General features: G+C 69.9%; 19 protein-coding genes and 1 riboswitch. Of the genes, 15 read left to right on the plus strand and 4 right to left on the minus strand.

Translation table 11 applies throughout. The annotated features are described in order from the left end of the window. The first annotated feature begins 4 nt into the window (after nt 1–4). Nucleotides 5–1525 (plus strand): FAD-dependent oxidoreductase, encoded by a 1521-nt coding sequence (locus K0H49_RS30065; protein ID WP_219220642.1) that lies wholly within the window; start codon nt 5–7, stop codon nt 1523–1525. A 31-nt stretch (nt 1526–1556) separates the two neighbouring features. On the opposite strand, the gene K0H49_RS30070 is transcribed toward K0H49_RS30065, so the two are convergent. Then, nucleotides 1557–2144: a class I SAM-dependent methyltransferase gene (locus tag K0H49_RS30070; protein WP_307886103.1), complete on the minus strand. Its 588-nt coding sequence runs from the start codon at nt 2142–2144 to the stop codon at nt 1557–1559. Between the two features lie 213 nt (nt 2145–2357). Between K0H49_RS30070 and K0H49_RS30075 the strand changes: the two genes are divergently transcribed. Next, nucleotides 2358–2636, plus strand: coding sequence for a DUF4148 domain-containing protein (locus K0H49_RS30075; RefSeq protein WP_219220645.1), 279 nt, complete (start codon nt 2358–2360; stop codon nt 2634–2636). Between the two features lie 19 nt (nt 2637–2655). Here the strand turns inward: K0H49_RS30075 and K0H49_RS30080 are convergent, their stop codons facing one another. Both K0H49_RS30080 and K0H49_RS30085 read right to left on the minus strand, forming a co-directional pair. Next, complete coding sequence (locus tag K0H49_RS30080) at nt 2656–3954, minus strand: MATE family efflux transporter (protein ID WP_257625329.1); 1299 nt, start codon at nt 3952–3954, stop codon at nt 2656–2658. Nucleotides 3955–4166: 212 nt separating this feature from the next. Further along, nucleotides 4167–4736, minus strand: coding sequence for a DUF2239 family protein (locus K0H49_RS30085; protein WP_219220649.1), 570 nt, complete (start codon nt 4734–4736; stop codon nt 4167–4169). A gap of 264 nt (nt 4737–5000) precedes the next feature. Here K0H49_RS30085 and K0H49_RS30090 point away from each other — a divergent pair, with 264 nt between their 5' ends. Genes K0H49_RS30090 through K0H49_RS30105 form a run of 4 tightly spaced genes read left to right on the plus strand, consistent with a single transcriptional unit; the run spans nt 5001 to nt 7943 of the window. Continuing rightward, the gene (locus K0H49_RS30090) at nt 5001–5729 is read left to right on the plus strand and encodes a DUF4198 domain-containing protein (protein ID WP_219220652.1); all 729 of its coding nucleotides are present in this window, start codon (nt 5001–5003) and stop codon (nt 5727–5729) included. Then, nucleotides 5726–6025 carry a DUF3649 domain-containing protein gene (locus K0H49_RS30095; protein ID WP_374122448.1) on the plus strand — a complete coding sequence of 100 codons (300 nt, stop codon included), beginning with the start codon at nt 5726–5728 and terminating at the stop codon, nt 6023–6025. Before K0H49_RS30090 ends, K0H49_RS30095 begins: the two co-directional genes overlap by 4 nt. A gap of 56 nt (nt 6026–6081) precedes the next feature. Then, nucleotides 6082–7659, plus strand: a complete 1578-nt coding sequence (locus tag K0H49_RS30100) for a PepSY-associated TM helix domain-containing protein (protein WP_219220797.1) — start codon at nt 6082–6084, stop codon at nt 7657–7659. Next, nucleotides 7656–7943, plus strand: a complete 288-nt coding sequence (locus K0H49_RS30105) for a DUF3325 domain-containing protein (protein ID WP_219220655.1) — start codon at nt 7656–7658, stop codon at nt 7941–7943. The genes K0H49_RS30100 and K0H49_RS30105 overlap by 4 nt, the downstream gene beginning before the upstream one ends. Here the strand turns inward: K0H49_RS30105 and K0H49_RS30110 are convergent. Continuing rightward, on the minus strand, nt 7940–8440 hold the full coding sequence (locus K0H49_RS30110; RefSeq protein ID WP_219220657.1) for a hypothetical protein: 501 nt from the start codon (nt 8438–8440) through the stop codon (nt 7940–7942). The two genes, K0H49_RS30105 and K0H49_RS30110, sit on opposite strands and share 4 nt — an antisense overlap. An 83-nt stretch (nt 8441–8523) precedes the next feature. Here K0H49_RS30110 and K0H49_RS30115 point away from each other — a divergent pair, with 83 nt between their 5' ends. From K0H49_RS30115 to cobW, 9 genes are all read left to right on the plus strand, one after another. Beyond that, the gene (locus K0H49_RS30115; RefSeq protein WP_219220659.1) at nt 8524–10902 is read left to right on the plus strand and encodes a Tex family protein; all 2379 of its coding nucleotides are present in this window, start codon (nt 8524–8526) and stop codon (nt 10900–10902) included. Nucleotides 10903–10914: 12 nt separating this feature from the next. After that, nucleotides 10915–11988 carry a phospholipase gene (locus K0H49_RS30120; protein ID WP_219220662.1) on the plus strand — a complete coding sequence of 358 codons (1074 nt, stop codon included), beginning with the start codon at nt 10915–10917 and terminating at the stop codon, nt 11986–11988. A 104-nt stretch (nt 11989–12092) separates the two neighbouring features. Further along, on the plus strand, nt 12093–12650 hold the full coding sequence (locus K0H49_RS30125; RefSeq protein WP_219220663.1) for a fasciclin domain-containing protein: 558 nt from the start codon (nt 12093–12095) through the stop codon (nt 12648–12650). A gap of 94 nt (nt 12651–12744) precedes the next feature. Continuing rightward, nucleotides 12745–13022: riboswitch (cobalamin riboswitch) on the plus strand. A gap of 128 nt (nt 13023–13150) precedes the next feature. Then, a complete protein-coding gene (locus tag K0H49_RS30130) occupies nt 13151–15319 on the plus strand; it encodes a TonB-dependent receptor (RefSeq protein ID WP_219220666.1) in 2169 nt (722 codons plus the stop codon). A gap of 128 nt (nt 15320–15447) precedes the next feature. Then, nucleotides 15448–16296 carry an ABC transporter substrate-binding protein gene (locus K0H49_RS30135; protein ID WP_374122449.1) on the plus strand — a complete coding sequence of 283 codons (849 nt, stop codon included), beginning with the start codon at nt 15448–15450 and terminating at the stop codon, nt 16294–16296. 235 nt (nt 16297–16531) lie between these two features. Then, nucleotides 16532–17539, plus strand: a complete 1008-nt coding sequence (locus tag K0H49_RS30140) for a FecCD family ABC transporter permease (RefSeq protein WP_219220671.1) — start codon at nt 16532–16534, stop codon at nt 17537–17539. Continuing rightward, the gene (locus K0H49_RS30145) at nt 17536–18309 is read left to right on the plus strand and encodes an ABC transporter ATP-binding protein (RefSeq protein WP_219220674.1); all 774 of its coding nucleotides are present in this window, start codon (nt 17536–17538) and stop codon (nt 18307–18309) included. Before K0H49_RS30140 ends, K0H49_RS30145 begins: the two co-directional genes overlap by 4 nt. Then, nucleotides 18306–19229, plus strand: a complete 924-nt coding sequence (locus tag K0H49_RS30150; RefSeq protein WP_257625321.1) for an LLM class flavin-dependent oxidoreductase — start codon at nt 18306–18308, stop codon at nt 19227–19229. Before K0H49_RS30145 ends, K0H49_RS30150 begins: the two co-directional genes overlap by 4 nt. A gap of 29 nt (nt 19230–19258) precedes the next feature. Continuing rightward, nucleotides 19259–20317: a cobalamin biosynthesis protein CobW gene (gene cobW / locus K0H49_RS30155; RefSeq protein WP_219220678.1), complete on the plus strand. Its 1059-nt coding sequence runs from the start codon at nt 19259–19261 to the stop codon at nt 20315–20317. Nucleotides 20318–20325 lie beyond the last annotated feature (8 nt).

The raw sequence follows: 20325 nt of genomic DNA on the forward strand, positions 1-20325 counted from the left end.
CCAGATGCCCACATCCGACACGGTACTGATCGTCGGTGCCGGTCCCACCGGACTGGTGCTCGCCCTCTGGCTGACCCGCCAGGGTGTCAGGGTGCGCATCGTCGACAAGACGAGCGAGCCGGGCACCACCTCCCGCGCGATGGCCGTGCAGGCGCGCACGCTGGAGCTCTATCGCCAGCTGGACCTCGCCGATGCGGTGGTGGCGGCCGGGCACCGCATTCCGGCGATCAACCTCTGGACCACCGGCAAGAAACGGGCGACGCTGTCCTTCGGGTCCGCCGGGCACGACCTCACCCCTTATGCCTTCCTGCTCGTCTACCCGCAGGACCGGCACGAGCGCCTGCTGGTCGAGCGGCTGGAGGCGCTGGGCGTCGAGGTCGAGCGCCAGACCGAATGCCTGGGCTTCGAAGACAAGGGCGATCACGTGGTCGCGCAGCTTCGCCTGCCCGATGGCGGCACGCAAAGCTGCGAGGCCGCCTACATCGCGGGCTGCGACGGCGCCCGCTCGATCGTGCGCCACGAGATCGGCGCCGGCTTTCCCGGTGGCACCTACGACAAGATCTTCTACGTGGCGGATGTCGCCGCCGCGGGCCCGGCGGCGAAGGGCGAGGCCAACATCGCGCTCGACAACGCCGACTTCGTGGCCTGGCTGCCCTATGACGACGAGGGCAGCGGTCGGCTGATCGGGGTGGTCGGTGCAGTCGGTGATGACGCCGCGGAGCGCGCGGAAACCCTGCGCTTCGAGGATGTGGGCCACCGTGCGATCGCCAGCATCGGGCTCGAGGTGAAGGAGGTCCACTGGTTCTCGACCTATCACGTGCACCATCGCGTGACCGATCACTACCGCCGCGGACGCGCCTTTCTGGTCGGCGACGCGGCCCATGTCCACAGCCCGGCCGGTGGCCAGGGCATGAACACCGGCATCGGCGACGCGATCAACCTGGCCTGGAAGCTGGCCGCCGTGCTGCGGCACGCGGCTCCCGACGCACTGCTCGACAGCTACCAGGCCGAGCGCCGCGCCTTCGCGCTGAAGCTGGTCGAGACGACCGATCGGCTGTTCAGCTTCGTCACTGCCGACGGGAGCTTCGCGGACTTCGTGCGCACGCGCGTCGCACCGGTCCTGGCGCCGCTGGCCTATGGCATCGAGGCCGTGCGCGAGTACGCGTTCCGCATGATCTCGCAGGCCATGATCAGCTACCACGACAGCCCTCTTAGCGAAGGGAAGGCCGGCGAGGTGCGCGGCGGCGATCGGCTGCCGTGGGTGCGGCAGGCGGACAACCACGGCCCGCTGAGCGAGATCGCATGGCAGGTGCACGTCTACGGCATGGCCGGCAACGACCTGCTTGCATGGTGCGCGTCGCGGGCCATCACCCTGCACCATTTCGATTTCGGCAAGCCGCACGAGGCGGCGGGGCTGGCGCGCAACGCGGCCTACCTGATCCGTCCCGACAGCTATGTCGCATGCGCCGATGCCGACGGGCGACCCGAAGTCTTCGAGGCCTACCTGCGACGCTGCCTGCGCTGACGTTCGGAAAGCGCCGGAGCGGACGTTCGGATCACGGGCCTATTCGACCTTCTCGAGCACGAGCTCCCACATCGCCTTCTGCTTCAGGTATTTGCGCGAAGTCATGTGTTCCATGGACAGCGGGCGCCAGCCCTGCACGAAAAGGTGTTCGATCGCGGCCCTGTCGAAGAAGCGCTTGTGCTGCCCATTGGCGAGATAGAAGTTCTCTTCGATGGGCGTGCCGCTGCCCGCGCCGAAGTTGCGGTCTTCCGTCGAGTTGAGCCGGCACAGAAGGAGGCCGCCAAGCCTCAGGCAGGCCCCGGATTCGCTCGACGATGGAGACTGTCTGCGTCCAGGGAAAGTAGTGCAGCGACAGGCTCGCGACCACCACGCCGAGCGGGGTCGCAGCGGCGGGAAAAGGGTCGCGGGTGTCCCGGCATTCGATGCGTGCGCCGGGGGCGCGCAGCCTGGCCGCGGCGACGCTGACCGGCGAAAGATCGAAGGCCACCACATCCAGCCCCGCCTTCGTCAAGGTCACCGTGTCGTCACCGTGGCCGCAGCCGATCTCGAGCACGGGCACCTGGCCACTGCGCTCGGCGACAAGGGGCATCCAGCGGTCGAGCCAAGGGTCTGACAACATGCAAAGCGTTCCTGCGAAAAGATGGACGAGTGGCCGTCTTCGGCCGATGGCGGCGATCGTACTTGGGCGGTACCGCGGATCGCGCACGGATGCTTTGCATCCATCTGCAAATTCCCCGCGTATAGATCCTGTGCGGACCTGAATCGGGCTGCACACCGGTTCCACCGGCCCTCAGGGGCTGGCGGTCTTCACCCTGCCACGAGGAGTTCCATCATGTCCACCAAGTTCATCGCCATCGCCGCCGTTGCCGCCTTCACCGGCCTGACCGGCTTCAGCGCCCAGGCCTTCCAGGGCGAACAGAGCAACATCCCGCCGCAGGCCTTCCAGTCGATGCGTTCGCGTGCCGAAGTGGCACAGGAGGCGCTGAAGCCGGTGCAGATCACCAACGGCGGCACCGGCGTGGCCAAGCCCGTGGCCTCGGCCGACCGTGCGACGGTGCGCGCCGGTGCGCGCGCGATCGCCGCCAACGGCGCTTCGCTCTACGGCACCTGAGCCCTGAGGCCTCCGGGCCTCAGACCAGCTTGCGGATCGCCTTCTTGCGCCACACGCCGCGGTAGTAGGCGGTCTGCAGTGCCAGCATCGCGATGAAGGTCACGGGGTAGGCCACCCACACGCCGTTGATGCCGATGCGGTGGCTCATGAAGTAGGCCACCGGCACCTCGATCAATGCGATGCAGAAGATCGAGATGGCCGTGGGCACCAGCACCGAGCCGCTGGCCCGCATGATCCCCGACAGCACCGAGGCCATGCCGAAGATCACGCTGCTCCACAGCATGATGTGCAGCAGGGTCTGCGCGAGTTCGAGCACCGGCGCGCTGGTGATGAAGAAGCCCATCAGCGGGCGCGAGAACAGGTAGCCCAGCAAGACCAGCGAGCCGGTCAGCACCAGGTTCATCAGCAGGCCGGTGCGCGCGATCGCGCCCAACTGCTCGGTGCGGCCCGCGCCGATCGCCTGCGCGCCGAGGATCGAGGCCGTGATGGCGATCGAGATCGCGGGGAACTGCACATAGGCCACCACCTGGTTGACCGCGCCGTAGGCCGCGGTGGCGTTCGAGCCATAGCTGTTGACCAGCGACAGCAGTGCCACTTCGGCCAGCGCGATCACGATCATCTGCACGCCCGTGGGCACGCCGACCTTGAGCACGGTCTTCAAAATCCTGAAGTCGATGCGCATGGCATGCGCGAAGGCGGCATCGGGCGCCAGCGGGCTCTTCGTCTTGCGCAGGCGGAAGGCCAGCCAGGTCGTCGCGACCACGAAGGACACCACGGTGGCCGCCGCGCCGCTGGCCACGCCCAACTGCGGCAGGCCGCCCCAGCCGCGGATCAGCGCCGGCGTCAGCACCAGGCCGATGCAGGTCGAGATGGCCAGCGTGTAGAGCGGCGTGACGGTGTCGCCCACGCCGCGCAGCATCGCGGTCGACAGCAGGAACACGAACAGCCCGGGCATCGCGATCAGCATGATGCGGGCATAGGCGGTGGCGTCGGCCAGGATGTCCGGCGGCGTGCCCAGCGCGGCGAGCAGCGGTTTCGTGAAGCTGCCGCCGAACACCGCCACCAGCAGGCCGAAGGCGATGCCCACCGTGAGCGTGGTGCCCGCGATGGTCTTGACCTTGGCGGTGTCGCGCGCGCCCCAGGCCTGGCCGATCAGCACCGAGGCGCCCGCGCCCAGGCCGATGGTGAAGGCGATGAAGAAGAACATCACCGGGAAGAAACTGGACACGGCCGCCATCGCGCCCACGCCGATCATCTGGCCCACGTAGACGTTGTTGAGCGTGCCCGACAGCGACTGCAGGATGTTGCTCAGCAGCATGGGCGCGAGGAAGAACAGGAAGATCTTCCAGAGCGGACGGCGCGGGTCGGGGCTGTGGGCGCCGGTGCGTGGCGCGGCGGGCGGCGCCGATTCGGCGGCAGGCGCCACGGGAACCAGCGTGGGGTCGGCCACGGCGGCGGGCGCGGCGGTGATCTCGCCGGCCACGCGCAGGTCCTCGGCCTGCAGGTCGGCGGTCAGTGCATCGGGTTTCTTCATTGTGTTGTGTCCCAGGCGGCGTTGCTCAATCGATCGAGATGGGTGCGCACGTCATCGGGCCAGGCCGCGATGCGTTCGAGAAATCCTTGCTGTTCTCCGGCGAAGAGGGCGCGCGTCGCTTCCTCGAAACCCGGCAGGTCGCCGGCGATCTCGCTCATGAAGCGGTAGGTCGACTCGCGCGCGGTGCGCAGCGTATCGCGTCCTTCGTGCAGGCGGCGCGCCTCGTCGACGATGCGCCGCAGCGCGACCGAGGCGCCGCCGGGCTGGCGGGCCAGCCAGTCCCAATGGCGCGGCAGCAACGTGACTTCGCGCGCCACCACGCCCAGCCTGGGCCGGCCGACGCCGCGCGCCGGGGCGGCGTCTTCGGCAGCCTCGGGCCGCAGATCGAGGTCGAGCCGCTCGCCGGTGGTGTCGTCGAACACGCGCAGCAGCGGCTCCTGCGGCGGCGGCGCCGACCGCAACTGCGCCACGACGTCTGCCCGCGGACCGGCGGCGATGCGCCGGAAACCGGCGAAGACCGTGAGGCGGTCGGCGGGAGGAAGGGCGGAGGGCAGGGTGGTGGACATCGGAACGGAGGCTTTCAGCGACGGAGCCCGGAATTTACCCGGATAAAAAGAATTTTTCAATATCCCCCGGGTAAAAATAGCGGGCAGTCCGCGTGCCGAAACACTTTTGCAACATTGATAGAATGCGAATGGTTCGTATTTATTTGGCTTGCATCCGTCCGCTCGCTGCGCGCCGATCTGGCCCGCAGGACGGCGGCCTCCCGGCCCTGAACCCTTCGTCCCGCGGCCCATGGCCGCCCCCAAGACTTCCGGAACACCCTCTTCATGCACAAGACACTCGCCGCCGCTTTCGCCCTGCTGGGTTTCGCCACCGCTTCGCAGGCGCATCAGATCTGGCTCGAGCAGCCGGCCGGGCAGAGCGCGGTGATCCGCTTCGGCGAGTTCGGCGAGAACCTGCGCGAGACCTCGCCGGGTCTGCTCGACAAGTTCGGCCAGCCGACGGCCACGCTGGTCTCCGCCCAGGGCGAGAAGACCGTCGACGGCAGCAAGGCGGCCCAGGGCTTCACGCTGCCCTTCCAGGCTGCCAAGGGCGAGTCCATCGTGGCCGAGGACAGGAACTATCCGCTCTACACCGTCAAGCAGGGCGACAAGGAATCGAAGAACTGGTACCACCCGGCCGCGCGGCTGATCACCGGCTTCGCGCCCCAGGAAGCCAAGCTCGCCTTCGACCTGCTGCCGGCCGGCGGCCCGGGCGAGTTCAAGCTGGTGTTCAAGGGCCAGCTGCTGCCCAAGACCAAGGTCACGCTGGTCACGCAGTCGGGCTGGTCCAAGGAAGGCCGCACCGACGCGCAGGGCCTGGTGCGCTTCGACATGCCCTGGAAGGGCACCTACGTGGCCGAGGCCAGCCACACCGACCGCACCGGCGGCGAACGTCCCGGGGCCGCCGGACCCGAGAAGTACGACGGCGTGAGCTACGTCACCACGCTGACCTACGTCAAGGCCGAGGGCGTGGCTCCGATCGCCGCCGGTCCGGCCGCCACGCCCAACAAGTGAACGCCGTGCTGCACCGGGCCCTGCGCGTCGGGCCGCTGCTCTCGCGCATCGTGGCCGCGATGTTCGGCGGCTACGGCCTGGCCGCGCTCGCCAGCGTGGCCGCGCTGGCCCTGCCCATGAGCAAACCGCAGGCCGTGCTGACGGGCATGCTGTCGAGCTTCGCGGTCTTCGCCGGTGCGGTGGTCTGGGTGTTCGCGGTGCGCAGCGCGCGGCGCGCCTGGGCCGGCCTGCTGGTCGCGGCCGTACCGCTGGGGCTGGCCGCCTGGTCGGTGTGGAGCGGAGGCGCCGCATCGTGAGCACCGACAAGCTTCAGAAGAAGACGCCGCCCAAGGCGCGCGGCATCCGCCAGACCATGTCCGACCTGCACATCTGGACGGGCCTGCTGGTCGGCTGGTTCCTCTACGCGATGTTCCTCACCGGCACGGTGAGCTACTTCAAGGACGAGATCTCGCAGTGGATGCGGCCCGAGATCGCGCACCAGGCCCAGGTGCCCGATGCGGCCGTGGTGGCGCAGCGCGTGGCCGACGCGATGCGCACCGACGCGGCCGGCAGCCCGCAGTGGAGCATCGGCCTGCCCGATGCGCGCAACAACGTCGTGAGCACCTTCTGGCGCACGCCCGGCGTCGAAGGCCGGCGCGCTTTCCAGAGCGGCACCTTCGATCCGGTCAGCGGCCACAAGGTGGCCTCGCGCGAGACCGGCGGCGGCGAGTTCTTCTACCGCTTCCACTTCCAGTTCCATTACATGCCGGTGCTGTGGGGCCGCTGGCTCGCGGGCTTCTGCGCGATGTTCATGCTGGTGGCCATCGTGAGCGGCGTGATCACGCACAAGAAGATCTTCATCGACTTCTTCACCTTCCGCGGCGGCAAGGGCCAGCGCTCGTGGCTCGATGCGCACAACGCGCTGTCGGTGTTCGGGCTGCCCTTCCACCTCATGATCACCTACACCGGGCTGATCACGCTGGCCGCGCTCTACATGCCCTGGGGCAGCCAGGCCGCCTTCAAGACCGCGGCCGAGCGGCAGCAGCTCTCGGCCGAGCTCAGCGCCTTCATTGCACCGGGCAAGCCCACCGGGCAGGCCGCGGCGCTCGCGCCCATCGACGACATGGTGCGGCAGGCGCAGGCGCGCTGGGGGCGCGACAACGTCAAGCGCGTGAACATCACGCTGCCGGGCGATGCCGCCGCGCGCGTGACCGTCTCGCGCGGCGACGAAGGCCGTGCTTCGGTGAGCCCGCAGTACATGCTGTTCGACGGCACCACCGGCAAGCTGCTCGAGACCAAGGACCGCGTGGGCGCCGCGGCCGAGACGCGCGGCGTGATGTACGCGCTGCACCTGGGCCGCTTCGGCGACACCGCGACGCGCTGGCTCTATTTCCTCGTGAGCCTGGCTGGCACCGCGATGGTGGGCACGGGGCTGGTGATGTGGACCGTCAAGCGGCGGCAGAAGCTGCCCGACCCCGACAAGCCCTATTTCGGCTTCTGGCTGGTGGAGCGGCTGAACATCGCGGCCATCGCGGGCCTGTCGATCGCCATGACGGCCTTCCTCTGGGGCAACCGGCTGCTGCCGCTCGATCTGCCCCGGCGCGCCGTGTGGGAGGTCGACCTGCTGTTCATCGTCTGGGGGCTGGCGCTGCTGCACGCGATGCTGCGGCCGGCGAAGCGCGCCTGGATCGAGCAGCTCTGGATCGCCACCGCCGCGCTGGCGCTGCTGCCGGTCGTGAGCGCCTTCACCACCGAGCGGCCGCTGTGGCGCAGCCTCCTGGCCGGCGACGGGGTGTTCGCCGGCCTGGAACTCACGCTGTGGGCCCTGGCCGCGCTGCATGCGCTGCTGGCGATCCGCACGATGCGTCACAGCCCCAAGCCCAAGCCCGCGCGCCGCGCCGCGCCGGCCGCGGCATCGACCACGGCCACGCCGGCCGGGGAGGGCGCATGAGCGGCTGGTGTCACGGGCTGGCTGTCGTGCTGTGCCTGCCGGGCTTCGCCGCGCTGGCGCTGGCCATGGAGCGGCACCAGGAAGAGCTGTTCGGGCATGCCTTCGCGCCGTCGCTGACCCGGCGGCTGCGCGTGGCGGGCTGGGGCGCCTTGCTGCTCGCGCTTTGCGTGCTGGTCGGTGTGCAGGGCTGGGGCCTGGGGCTGGTGAGCTTCACCGGCCACACCAGCCTGGCGGCCGGGCTGGTGTTCGTCGCCTTGCTGGTGCAGGGCAGGCGGAAGGCCTAACGCAGGCGCCAGAACGAACGCCAGAACCGCCGCGTTCCCGCCTTCATCTGCCGCACCGCGCGCCACGGCGCGCTCTGCCGCACCAGGCCCAGCACGCGGTCCTTCCATGCGGTCCAGCGCGGGTACCAGCGCGCGAACCAGCCGATGCGCATCAGCGTGGGCTGTACCAGCTGGAACAGCCGCGCCACCACCGCCGTGCCTGCGAGCTTGGCCGCGCCCAGCAGCAGCACGCCGCTTGCGTAGTGGCCGCTGCCGAACAGAAACAGCGCGAGCAGCTTGATCGGCAGCAGCGCGATCACGGGCAGCGCGAAGGTCAGCAGCGCGCCCCAGGGCGGCAGGCTGCGCACCCAGCGTTCGAGCCGCGCCCACAGCGGCAGGCGCGCCAGCTTGGCGACCTGCGCGGCCAGCGGTTCCCAGCCCCATTCCTCGAACAGCAGCACCGGCACCAGCAGCACGGTGGCGACAAGACGGAGCAGGCGGCGCAAGCGGATCAACATGCAAGCGATTGTGACCCCCCGGCGCGCCCCGGGGCCTATGGCAAACTTCTGCGCTTTATTGCGCGCCCAGGGTTCATTCAGACATGCAGAAAATCATTCGCCAGCTCGCGTCCGAAATCAAGGTCGGCGAGCACCAGGTGAAGGCGGCCATCGAGCTGCTGGACGGCGGCGCCACGGTGCCCTTCATCGCCCGCTACCGCAAGGAGGCCACCGACGGCCTCGACGACATCCAGCTGCGCGAACTCGAGGCGCGCCTGTCGTACCTGCGCGAACTCGACGAGCGTCGCACCGCGGTGATGAAGAGCATCGACGAGCAGGGCAAGCTGACCGACGCACTGCGCATCGCCATCGCCACCGTGGCCACCAAGCAGGAGCTGGAAGACCTCTACCTGCCCTTCAAGCAGAAGCGCCGCACCAAGGGCCAGATCGCACGCGAGTCCGGCATCGAGCCGCTGGCCGACAAGCTCTTCGCCGACCCGACGCTGGACCCGGCCGTCGAAGCCAAGGCCTTCCTCAAGCCCGCCGAGACGCTGGACGACGGCAAGCCGGGCCCCGATTTCTCCACCGTGCCGGCCGTGCTCGACGGCGTGCGCGACATCCTGTCCGAGCGCTGGGCCGAAGACGCGGCGCTGGTGCAGCGGCTGCGTGAATGGCTCTGGACCGAAGGCCTGTTCAAGTCCACGCTGATGACCGGCAAGGACGAGAACAACGTCGACGTGTCCAAGTTCCGCGACTACTTCGACTACGACGAGCCCATCGGCCGCGTGCCTTCGCACCGCGCGCTGGCGGTGTTCCGCGGCCGTGCGCTCGACATCCTCGACGCCAAGCTGGTGCTGCCGGTCGAGCCCGAGCCGGGCAAGCCCAGCGTCGCCGAAGGCCGCATCGCGCTGCACCTGGGCTGGAGCCATGCGGCCCGCCTGTCGGACGACCTGATCCGCAAGTGCGTGGCCTGGACCTGGCGCGTGAAGCTCTCGCTCTCGACCGAGCGCGACCTGTTCACCCGCCTGCGCGAAGACGCCGAGAAGACCGCCATCAAGGTCTTCGCCGACAACCTGCGCGACCTGCTGCTGGCCGCGCCCGCGGGCCGCCGCGTGGTGCTGGGCCTGGACCCGGGCATCCGTACCGGCGTGAAGGTGGCGGTGGTCGATGCGACCGGCAAGCTGGTCGAGACTGCCACCGTGTTCCCGCACGAGCCGCGCAAGGACTGGGAAGGCTCGCTGCACACGCTGGGCAAGCTCTGCGCCAAGCACGGCGTGAACCTGATCGCGATCGGCAACGGCACCGCCAGCCGCGAGACCGACAAGCTGGCGGCGGACCTGATCAAGCTGCTGGCGAAGATGGCCGACCAGGCCGGCGCGCCGCCCATGGCCATCGACAAGGTGGTGGTGAGCGAGGCCGGCGCCTCGGTCTACTCGGCCAGCGAATTCGCCTCGCAGGAAATGCCCGACGTGGACGTGAGCCTGCGCGGCGCGGCCAGCATCGCGCGCCGCCTGCAGGACCCGCTGGCCGAACTCGTGAAGATCGACCCCAAGTCGATCGGCGTGGGCCAGTACCAGCACGACGTGAACCAGAGCGAACTCGCGCGCACGCTGAGTGCGGTGGTGGAAGACTGCGTGAACTCGGTGGGCGTGGACCTGAACACCGCCAGCGTGCCGTTGCTGTCGCGCGTTTCGGGCCTGTCGGCCAGCGTGGCCAAGGCGGTGGTGCGCTGGCGCGAGGCCAACGGCGCCTTCGCCACCCGCAAGCAGCTGCTGGAAGTCACGGGCTTCGGCCCCAAGGCCTTCGAGCAGAGCGCGGGCTTCCTGCGCGTGCGCGACGGCAGCAACCCGCTGGACATCACCGGCGTGCACCCGGAAACCTACCCGCTGGTCGAACAGATCATGGTCAAGACCGGCAAGCCCATCACCGAGCTGATGGGCCGCGCCGACATGCTCAAGACGCTCAAGCCCGAACTCTTCGCCAACGAGAAGTTCGGCGTGATCACCGTCAAGGACATCCTGGGTGAACTCGAGAAGCCGGGCCGCGACCCGCGCCCCGACTTCAAGGTGGCGCGCTTCAACGACGGCGTCGAGGACATCAAGGACCTGGTCGAGGGCATGATCCTCGAGGGCACGGTGAGCAACGTCGCGCAGTTCGGCGCCTTCATCGACCTGGGCGTGCACCAGGACGGCCTGGTCCACGTGAGCCAGCTCGCCAACAAGTTCGTCGAAGACGCGCGCGAGATCGTCAAGACCGGCGACATCGTCAAGGTCAAGGTGATGGAGGTCGACGTGGCGCGCAAGCGCATCGGCCTGTCGATGCGCCTCGATGCCGCACCCGCGCGCCGCGACGGCCCGCGCGACAACCGCTTCGAAGGCGCCAGCCGCGGCCAGCAGCAGGGCCCGCGCCGCGACAACACGCCGCAGCCGGCCGGCCAGATGGCCAGCGCCTTCGCCAAGCTGCAGGGGCTGCGCGGCAAGTAAGCCGCCTCCCCGATGAAGGCACTGCGCATCCATGCCGGTCCGGCCGCCAGGCGCCTGATCGAAGCGCAGGGCCTGCGGCCCGAGGACGTGCGCGTGGTGCCGGGCGCGGCCGGCGGCCCCAAGGGCCTGATCCTCGGACCCATCGACCGCTTCCTGTTCGGCGACTGGCTGCCGCGCGCCGACCAGCCCATCGACCTGGTGGGCGCCTCCATCGGCGCCTGGCGCCTGGCCAATGCCTGCCTCGACGACCCGATGCGCGCGCTGCGCGACTTCGAGGACGGCTACATCACGCAGCACTTCGAACTCCCGCCGGGCCAGAAGCGGCTCACGGCGAAGCAGGTGAGCGCGCAGTTCGGCGAGGGCCTGCGCAGCTTCTACGGCGGCCGGGCGCAGGAGGTGCTGAAGCATCCGCGCTACCGCCTGCATGTGATCACCGCCCATGGCCGGCACCTGCTGGGCCGCGAAGGGCGGGGGCGCACGTTGCTGGGCTACCTGGGCGCCTTCATGGTCAACGGCGTGCGGCGCAAGGCGCTGGGCGGCTGGCTGGAGCGGGTGGTGTTCTCCACGCCGGATGCGGCCCTGCCTTTCGCCACCACCGATTTCGCGACCCGGCGCGTGGCGCTGAGCGAAGCCAACTTCGCGCCCGCGCTGCAGGCCTCGTGCTCGATCCCCTTCATGCTCGAGGCGGTGCACGACATCCCCGGCGCGCCGGTCGGTGCCTACTGGGACGGCGGCATCACCGACTACCACCTGCACCTCGACTACCGCACCGGGCCCCGGGGGATCGTGCTCTACCCGCACTTCCAGCAGGCGGTGGTGCCGGGCTGGCTCGACAAGGGCCTCAAGTGGCGCCACAAGGCCACGCCCTTCCTCGACAGCATGGTGGTGCTGGCGCCGTCGCCCGAATGGGTCGCGACCCTGCCCAACGGCAAGCTGCCCGACCGCAACGACTTCCTGCGCTACGGCAACGACCTGGCCGGCCGCATCCAGGCCTGGCGTACCGCCGCGGCCGAGGCCCAGCGGCTGGCCGACGAACTGCAGCAATGGCTGGAGCGGCCCGACCCGGGCGAGGTGCGCGAACTCTGAGGTCGCACGATTTCTTGCAGCGACTGAATCCAGTGCGCGGCGATGGCCGTATCCATCTCACCCGCTGCGCATCTTCGTGGCGGTGAACGCAACAGGAGCCATCCATGCAAGCCAAGTTCTCACGCCTCGCTTCCCTCGCACTCGCAGCCGCTCTGTCGGTCGGTGCGGTCTCCGCCATCGCCCAGGTCACCGTCGGCGGCGCGCCGATGTACGCCACCAAGGACATCATCGACAACGCCGTGAATTCCAAGGACCACACGACCCTGGTCGCCGCGGTCAAGGCCGCCGGCCTGGTCGAGACGCTCAAGGGCCCGGGTCCGTTCACCGTCTTCGCACCCACCAACGCCGCCTTCGCCGCGCTGCCGGCCGGCACGGTCGACACGCTGCTCAAGCCCGAGAACAAGGGCACGCTCACGACCATCCTGACCTACCACGTGGTGGCCGGCAAGGTCGATGCGAAGTCGCTCATGAAGATGATCGACGACGGCAAGGGCATGGCCTCGCTCAAGACCGTTTCGGGCGGCACGCTGGTGGCCAAGAGCACCGGCGGCACCGTGACCGTGACCGACGAAAAGGGCGGCACCGCCAACGTGACCATCGCCGATGTCTACCAGTCGAATGGCGTGATCCACGTGGTCGACAAGGTGCTGCTGCCCAAGTAAGCAGGCCGCTTCCGACGGCAAGCCTCGCGCGGCAAGCTGTCAGATTTCTTTACCTTCCTATAATTCTGTGGTCGGGCCGGCGCTGTGAGCGCCGCGCCCGCACGGTTCGAAGGTGCCCCGCACGCTCTCCGCCTCGGAGGGTCTCGGGGTTAAACGGGAAGCAGGTGCCTTGCGTCTTCACACGACGCGACAAGTCCTGCGCTGCCCCCGCAACGGTCAGCGGATCTCTTGGAAACCCTCAGGTCATGCCTTCTTCGGCATGGCAGTCACTGCGCCTTCTGGCGTGGGAAGGCGAGGGCTTCCGGTCCTGCATGCAACGCGCATGCAGGACGGTCCGCAAGCCCGGATACCGGCCTTCGCAACCGCTTCGGCCGCTGCGGGAGAGCGAGGGTCCGGGCAAGCCGGTGCACACACGCACCGGGCTTGGCCGCGAGGCGTTCTTCTTCGGCGTAATCACTGGTTTGGGCTCCGCGGGGTGGCGGGGCACGGTTGGAATACGCATGAAAAGAACAATGATCCTGAACCCGGTCCGTGTGGGCGTGCTGGGTTTGCTCTCGATGGCCGCAGGCCAGGGCATGGCGCAGGAAGCCGATGCCCTCAATGAGATCTTCGTCACGGCCACGGCCCGACCCGAGGCACGCGCCAGCATCGCCGCGACCACGCAGGTGATCGACCGCGCGGCCATCGACCGCTCGACCGCCAAGTCGGTGACCGACCTGCTGGCCGAGAACGCCGTCGGCTTCTTCAGCGAATGGACCGCGGCACAGACCTCGATCAACATCCGCGGCGCCACCAGCGACGGCCAGGGCCGCGACTACAAGGGCCAGGTGCTGGTGCTGGTCAACGGCCGGCGCGCCGGCACGGCCAACATCTCCAAGCTCAGCGCCAACGAGGTCGAGCGCATCGAGATCGTGCGCGGCCCGGCCTCGGTGATCTACGGCAGCCAGAACATGGGCGGCGTGATCAACATCATCATGAAGAGCGGCTACAACGCGCCGCCGAGCCAGGCCGGCCTGAGCGTGGGTTCGTGGGGCGGCGTGCAGGCCAATGCGCAGACCAGCGGCGGCGGCGAGCGCTTCGACTGGTACTTCGGCGTCTCGGGCGGCCAGCGCGACGACTACGAGTCGGGCAAGGGCGGCGGCAAGCTGGCCAACACCGGCTGGGAACGCCGCGGCTTCGCGGGCGCGCTGGGCTTCCAGGTGGACGAGCGCAACCGGCTCGAACTCAAGCTGCGTACCGACGGCATCTACAACGCCGGCTTCCGCGGATCGGGCGCCAACACCATCAGCAAGGACGACCGCACCAACGCCTCGGCCGACCTCACCTACGAAGGCCGCACGGCCGACGAGCGCATCAGCTGGATGGCGCAGATCTACTCGGTGGCCGACGAGGACGAGTTCAAGTGGGCCTCGCCCGTGGTGCGCTCCGGCACGCGGGCCACGCCCGGCACCTCGAGCGACTACAACGACCGCAAGCTCGACATCCTGGGCACGCGCCTGCAGCCGCGCTTCAAGCTGGGGCAGGGCAACGACCTGCTGCTGGGCTACGACTGGGAACGCAGCCGGCTGCGCTCGGACCGCTTCCGCGTCGCGCTGCCCGGCGGCCCCACCGGCCAGGTCGCGCCCTACGACAACAACCAGACCGAACACGTCAACGCGCTGTACTTCGAGGATTCGCAGAAGTTCTTCGACGACCGCGTGACGGTGCGCGGCGGCGCGCGCCGCACCGAAGGGCGCACCAGCTTCGACTTCACGCCCAACCTGCCGCTGCAGCGCAGCGGCAGCCAGTCGTACGGCGAGACCACCTGGTCGACCGGCGCGACCTGGCGCGCGCTCGACGTGCTGAACCTGCGCACCGGCATCTCGACCGGCTTCCGCGCGCCGACCTCGACCGAGCTGGGCTCGGACTTCACCGCGGTGGGCGGCGGCCGCAGCTTCGGCAACCCGAACCTCAAGCCCGAGAGCAACCGCCAGATCGAGTTCGGCGGCACGCTGCAGCTGCCGGTCTGGAACGTGGACGTGGCGCTGTTCCAGAACACGATCTCCGACCGCATCATCACCGTGTCGCGCGGCCCGACCACCAACACCTCGGACTACGCCAACAACGCGGCCGACATCGTGGTGCGCGGCATCGAGGCCAGCGCCAACATCGACCTGGCGAAGGCGCTGAACTTCTCGACCGGCGCCCACAGCCTCAACGCGTATGCCAACGGCTACTACAACTTCACGATGCGCGACAAGGGCGCGACCGCGCTCGACACCGACCGCGTGCAGCGCATGTACAAGTACGAGGCCTCGCTGGGCCTGCGCTACGGCCGCGGCGCGGGCAAGCTGCCCGACGACTGGAGCCTGCAGATCGGTGCGCTGCTGCGTGGACCGATGTGGTACGACACCGAGGAAGCGCTGCTGATCCCGCAGGGCGAGCCCTACAGCACCTACATCCACAGGAAGGGCGCCTTCACCGTGTGGAACCTGCGCGGCGACTACCGCATCAACAAGCGCGTGAAGGTGTTCGCGGCGGTCAACAACCTGTTCGACCTGAACCGCAGCCCGATCTTCATCGCGCTCGACCAGAAGCCGTGCCTCGCCGATCCGCGCTTCCAGAACGGCGGCTGCGGCACCTCGATGCCGGGCCGCGAGTTCCAGGTCGGCATGCAGATGACCTTTTGATGGACCCCCAGTCTCCGCGCACTTCGTGTCGCTTCGCCAACCCCCTTGCAGGGGGCAACACCGGCGGCCCGGCGAAGCCGGTTCCGCGGTGTTCCTGGAAGGGAGCCGCGGCGCTCGGAGTGCTGTGGGTGGCTGGTCTCTCGCACGCCGCGCCGATCGAGGTCCGCGATGCGCTGGGCCGCAGCGTGGTGCTGCCCGCGGCGCCGCAGCGGCTGGTGACCATCTTCGCGTCGAACACCGAGCTGGTGACCTCGCTGGGCCTGGCCGACCGCATCGTCGGCGTCGAGGAATACACGCGCTTTCCGCCCGAGGTCATGGACAAGCCCAGGGTCGGCGGCCGGCTGGGTTTCTCGGTCGACGCGGTGGTCGCGCAGCGGCCCGACCTGGTGATCGTCACGCCCGCGCGGCAGGCGGCCAACCAGCTGGTCGACCCGATGACGCGCATCGGCGTGCCGGTGATCGTGCTGCTGAGCCGCTCGGTCGGCGAGGTGCTGGACAACATCCGCCTGATCGGCCGCGCCACCGGCGTGCCCGACCGCGGCGAGGCGCTGGCGCAGTCGCTGCAGGCGCGGCTGGATGCCGTGGCGCAGCAGGTCGCGCAACGCACCGCCCCGCGCATGGTGATGATCACCGGGCGTGTGGGCAACGGCATGCTGCTGGTGGCGCGCGCCGACACCTACACCGGCGAGGCGATGCGCATGGCCGGTGGCCGCTTCGCGATCGCAGGACGAGGGGCGGTGGCACAGGTGTCGCCGGAAGCGATCCTCGCGTCGGACCCGGACGTGCTGCTGTTCGCGGGGACGAAGGCTGCTCTCGACGATCTGGTGCAACTGCCGGGCTGGCGCGACATGCGGGCGGTGCGGGACAAGCGCGCGGTGACGGTGTCGCGCAGCGAGTTCCTGATTCCGGGGCCGCGGACCATCGACGGGATCGAGAACCTGGCCAAGTGGCTGGGGTCGGTGGAGGTGCGGCCGTGAGTGTTTCGGTTTTACTCCCTCTCCCTCCGGGAGAGGGTTGGGGTGAGGGCGGCAGCGCCTCCATCGAGCGAGCCCCCATCCCTGCCTTCGCCCAGAGGGGGAAGGAGCCCGACATCCCGCGACCTTCTTCTTGCTCCCTCCCCCTCTGGGGGAGGGCAGGGGTGGGGGCCGGCAGCGCCTCCATCGTGACAGCCCCCATCCCCGCCTTCCCCCAAAGGGGGAAGGAGCCAAGCCCATGACCCCACCCACCCCACGCCACCCCGCCCGCGCCTGGCTCATCGCCGCGGCCGTGCTCACGGTCGCCTTGCTGCTCGCCGCTTGCGCCGGCCACGAGTGGTCGTCCCCTCAAGCCCTCTACCGCGCCCTCGCCGGCGATGACAGCCTGCGCAGCCGCCTGTTGCTGCAATGGCGCCTGCCCCGCGTGTTCGCCGCCGCACTGGTCGGCGCCTTGCTGGGCCTGTCGGGCGCGGTCTTCCAGGGCGTGTTTCGCAACCCGCTGGCCGAGCCCTACCTGCTCGGCGCCTCGGGCGGCGCGGCACTGGGCGCGACCGTCGCGCTGCTGGTGCCGCTGGGCGTGCCCCAGTCCTATTCGCTGCCCGTGCTGGCCTTCGCCGGTGCATGGGGCGCCACCGCGCTGGTGCTCGGCGTCTCGCGCGTGGCAGGCGCGCTCGATGCCGCCGGCATGCTGCTGGCCGGCGTGGCCATCGCCGCGATGCTGGGCGCGCTGCGCTCCTTCCTCATGCTCGCGCTGTCCGATGAAACCGTGAGCCTGCAGGTCGTGATGAGCTGGGTGCTGGGCGGCATCCAGACACCGTCGTGGCCCGGCCTGGGCCTGCTCGCCGCGCTGTGCGTGGCCTGCCTGCTGGCCACCTCGCGCATCGCGCACGGGCTCGACCTGCTGGGCCTGGGCACGCGCGCGGCGCAGGGCTTCGGGCTCGATGTGGCGCGCTTCACGCCCATCGCGGTGATCGTCGGCTCGTTGGTGGTGGCCGCCGCCGTGGCCTATGGCGGCCTGGTGGCCTTCGTCGGGCTGGCCGCGCCGCACATCGCGCGCTGGATGGTCGGTCCGCTGCACCGGGCGCTGCTGCCGGCCTCGGCGCTCACCGGCGCCATCGTCGTGACCGTGGCCGACGCCATCGCGCGCTCGGCCCTGCCGCCGGCCGAGATCCCGCTGGGGCTGGTCACGGCCGTGGCGGGCGGGCCCTTCTTCATCGTGCTGCTGGCGCGGAGGCTGCGTTCATGAACCTGCTGCTCGAAGCCCAGCACCTCGGCGTCTCGCGCCGCCACAAGTCCATCCTGCGCGACGTGTCGATCGGCTTCGGCGCCACCGGCTCGGTCGCGATCATCGGCCCCAACGGCGCCGGCAAGTCCACGCTGCTCGCGCTGCTGGCCGGCCTGGAGACACCTGCGCAGGGCGAGGTGCGCCTGGGCATGCGGCGCGTGGTCGACGTACCGGCCGCCGAGCGCGCGCAAGCCATCGGTTTCATGCCTCAGCACTTCGAGCCCCACTGGGACCTGGTGCTGGAAGAACTGCTGGGCATGCGCCTCACGCCGCCGCGCGGCAAGGCGGTGAAGAACAAGTGGCCCACGGTCGAAGAGGTGATCGCGCGCAACCAGCTCCAGGCCTTCCGCGGCCGGCGCTGGTCCACGCTGTCGGGCGGCGAGCAGGCCCGCGTGCTGCTGGCCACCGTGCTCGCGACCGATCCGCCCATCCTGCTGGCCGACGAGCCCGGCGCCGCGCTCGACGTGCGGCACCGGCTCACGCTGGTCGAGGCGCTGGCGCAGCGCGGCCGCACGCGGCTGGTGATCGTGGCCATGCACGACCTCGACCTGGCCTTCCGCCACTTCGAGCGCATCGTGGTGGTGGCCGACGGCCGCATCGTGATCGACGGCGGCGAGGAGCTGATCCATGCCGCGCTGCTCGACGAGAGCTTCGGCGTGGTGTTCGACCGCATCGGCGTGCCGCCCGGCGTGATGCTGCGCGCGCGGCTGCGCCGGCAGGCCGGCCCATGATGCGCATCGACCTGGCCGGCTGGACCCGCGAAGCCACGCAAGGCGACCCGCGCGCCTTCTTCGCGCTGTTCGACACCGCCGACCGGCTGGGCTTCGACGGCGTCTGGTTCAGCGAATTCCGCCTGCCCACGGCCGACTGGCCGTACCCGTCGCCGCTGCTGCTGGCCGCCGCGCTGCTGGCGCGCACCGAGCGGCTGCGCGTGGGCACCTCGGTGCTGGTGCTGCCCCTGCACCAGCCGCTGCTGCTGGCCGACGAGATTGCGCAGCTGGCCTTCCAGAGCGGCGGGCGCATCGACATCGGCGTGGGCCGCGGCACCGAGCCCGCCACGCTGGCCGCATTGAACATCGACGCGGCCCAGACCCGCGCGCGCTTCGAGCGGAATTGCATCGTGCTGCAGGACCAGGCCGCGCACGTGCCGCTCTACGTGGCCGGCTCCACCCCCGAGACGCTGGGCTTCGCGATCGAACGCGACCTGCCGCTGCTGCTGAGCCTGGAGCCGCCCGAGACCACGCAGCTGGGCCATGTGGCCGACATCCTGCAGGGCCGGCCTTCGACCTTGCTGCGGCGATCGTCGCTGGCGCGCTACGTGTGCATCGGCGCCGACGCCGCGTCGGTGCAATCGCAGCTCGACGGCCTCTGGGCCCAGCTGCAGGCGCGCCGCGAATTCTTCGCCGCCAGGCGCGGCGTGCCGCCCGAGCAGGTGCCGCGCATCGAGCCCGAACGCATGCTGCGCGAGCAGTTCATCCACGGCGACCCCGCGCAATGCCATGCGCAGATCCTCGCCCTGCGCGCGCGCAGCGGCATCGATGCGCTGCGCTGCGTGTTCAACGCCAACGGCCTGCTCGACAACACCCAAGCCCTCGCCGGCATGACGCTCTTTGCGAACGAGGTGCTCCCCGCGCTTCGCGAGCCGGCATGATCCATCCCATCCCAGAAAGCCACACCCTCATGCAAAGCGCCAAGATCCCCGTCACCATCGTCACCGGCTTCCTCGGCAGCGGCAAGACCACGCTGCTGCGCCACATCCTCGGCAACGCCGAAGGCAAGCGCATCGCCGTCATCGTCAACGAGTTCGGCGAGCTGGGCATCGACGGCGAGATCCTGCGCGGCTGCGGCATCGGCTGCGACGACGAAGGCAACGAGCGCGAAGGCGCCCTGTACGAACTGGCCAACGGCTGCGTCTGCTGCACCGTGCAGGAAGAGTTCCAGCCCGTGATGCTGCAGCTGGCCGCGCGCCGCGGCGACATCGATGCGGTGATCATCGAGACCTCGGGCCTGGCGCTGCCCAAGCCGCTGGTCCAGGCCTTCCAGTGGCCCGAGATCGCCAACGTGTTCACCGTCGACGCGGTGGTCACGGTGGTCGACGGCCCGGCCACGGCCTCGGGCCAGTTCGCCGAGAACACCGAGGCCGTCGATGCGCAGCGCCGCGCCGACCCCAACCTCGACCACGAGTCGCCGCTGCACGAGCTGTTCGAAGACCAGCTCTCGGCCGCCGACCTGGTGGTGCTCAACAAGTCCGACCTGCTCGACGACGCCGCGCGCGCGCAGGTCGAGGCGCTGATCCGCGCCGAGATCCCGGCCGAGGTCAAGATCGTCGCCGCCACCCAGGGCAAGCTCCCGCTGGCCCTGCTGCTGGGCCAGGGCCGCGCGGCCGAGACCACCATCGACCAGCGCGTCAGCCACCACGACCACGAGGAAGACCACGACCACGACGAGTTCGACTCGCTGGTGATCGACCTGCCCGCGGTCGACCGCGACCGCCTGCTGGCCGCGCTGGAGCAGATCGTGGCCGTGCACACCGTCTACCGCATCAAGGGCTTCGTCGCGATTCCGGGCAAGCCGATGCGCCTGCTGGTGCAGGGCGTGGGCAAGCGCTTCGACCACCACTTCGACCGCCAGTGGCGCGAGGGCGAGGCCCGCCGCACGCAGCTGGTGTTCATCGGCGAGGACCTCGACGAGGCCGTGCTGCGCGAGGCACTGCAGGCGGCCGTCGCCGTCGCGGCCTGACGCCTCGG

It is taken from the genome of Variovorax boronicumulans (genome assembly GCF_019352895.1).
Taxonomy (GTDB): domain Bacteria; phylum Pseudomonadota; class Gammaproteobacteria; order Burkholderiales; family Burkholderiaceae_C; genus Variovorax; species Variovorax boronicumulans_A.

What these genes read in the sequence shown, in the direction of transcription:
- K0H49_RS30125 (WP_219220663.1), top strand. Translation starts at nt 12,093, where the DNA reads ATGCAAGCCAAGTTCTCACGCCTCGCTTCCCTCGCACTCGCAGCCGCT.
- K0H49_RS30065 (WP_219220642.1), top strand. Translation starts at nt 5, where the DNA reads ATGCCCACATCCGACACGGTACTGATCGTCGGTGCCGGTCCCACCGGA.
- K0H49_RS30110 (WP_219220657.1), bottom strand. Translation starts at nt 8,440, where the DNA reads ATGTTGATCCGCTTGCGCCGCCTGCTCCGTCTTGTCGCCACCGTGCTG.
- K0H49_RS30115 (WP_219220659.1), top strand. Translation starts at nt 8,524, where the DNA reads ATGCAGAAAATCATTCGCCAGCTCGCGTCCGAAATCAAGGTCGGCGAG.
- K0H49_RS30090 (WP_219220652.1), top strand. Translation starts at nt 5,001, where the DNA reads ATGCACAAGACACTCGCCGCCGCTTTCGCCCTGCTGGGTTTCGCCACC.
- K0H49_RS30140 (WP_219220671.1), top strand. Translation starts at nt 16,532, where the DNA reads ATGACCCCACCCACCCCACGCCACCCCGCCCGCGCCTGGCTCATCGCC.
- K0H49_RS30145 (WP_219220674.1), top strand. Translation starts at nt 17,536, where the DNA reads ATGAACCTGCTGCTCGAAGCCCAGCACCTCGGCGTCTCGCGCCGCCAC.
- K0H49_RS30075 (WP_219220645.1), top strand. Translation starts at nt 2,358, where the DNA reads ATGTCCACCAAGTTCATCGCCATCGCCGCCGTTGCCGCCTTCACCGGC.
- K0H49_RS30085 (WP_219220649.1), bottom strand. Translation starts at nt 4,736, where the DNA reads ATGTCCACCACCCTGCCCTCCGCCCTTCCTCCCGCCGACCGCCTCACG.
- K0H49_RS30100 (WP_219220797.1), top strand. Translation starts at nt 6,082, where the DNA reads ATGTCCGACCTGCACATCTGGACGGGCCTGCTGGTCGGCTGGTTCCTC.
- K0H49_RS30080 (WP_257625329.1), bottom strand. Translation starts at nt 3,954, where the DNA reads ATGCTGCTGAGCAACATCCTGCAGTCGCTGTCGGGCACGCTCAACAAC.
- K0H49_RS30130 (WP_219220666.1), top strand. Translation starts at nt 13,151, where the DNA reads ATGAAAAGAACAATGATCCTGAACCCGGTCCGTGTGGGCGTGCTGGGT.
- K0H49_RS30150 (WP_257625321.1), top strand. Translation starts at nt 18,306, where the DNA reads ATGATGCGCATCGACCTGGCCGGCTGGACCCGCGAAGCCACGCAAGGC.
- K0H49_RS30105 (WP_219220655.1), top strand. Translation starts at nt 7,656, where the DNA reads ATGAGCGGCTGGTGTCACGGGCTGGCTGTCGTGCTGTGCCTGCCGGGC.
- cobW (WP_219220678.1), top strand. Translation starts at nt 19,259, where the DNA reads ATGCAAAGCGCCAAGATCCCCGTCACCATCGTCACCGGCTTCCTCGGC.
- K0H49_RS30120 (WP_219220662.1), top strand. Translation starts at nt 10,915, where the DNA reads ATGAAGGCACTGCGCATCCATGCCGGTCCGGCCGCCAGGCGCCTGATC.
- K0H49_RS30070 (WP_307886103.1), bottom strand. Translation starts at nt 2,144, where the DNA reads ATGTTGTCAGACCCTTGGCTCGACCGCTGGATGCCCCTTGTCGCCGAG.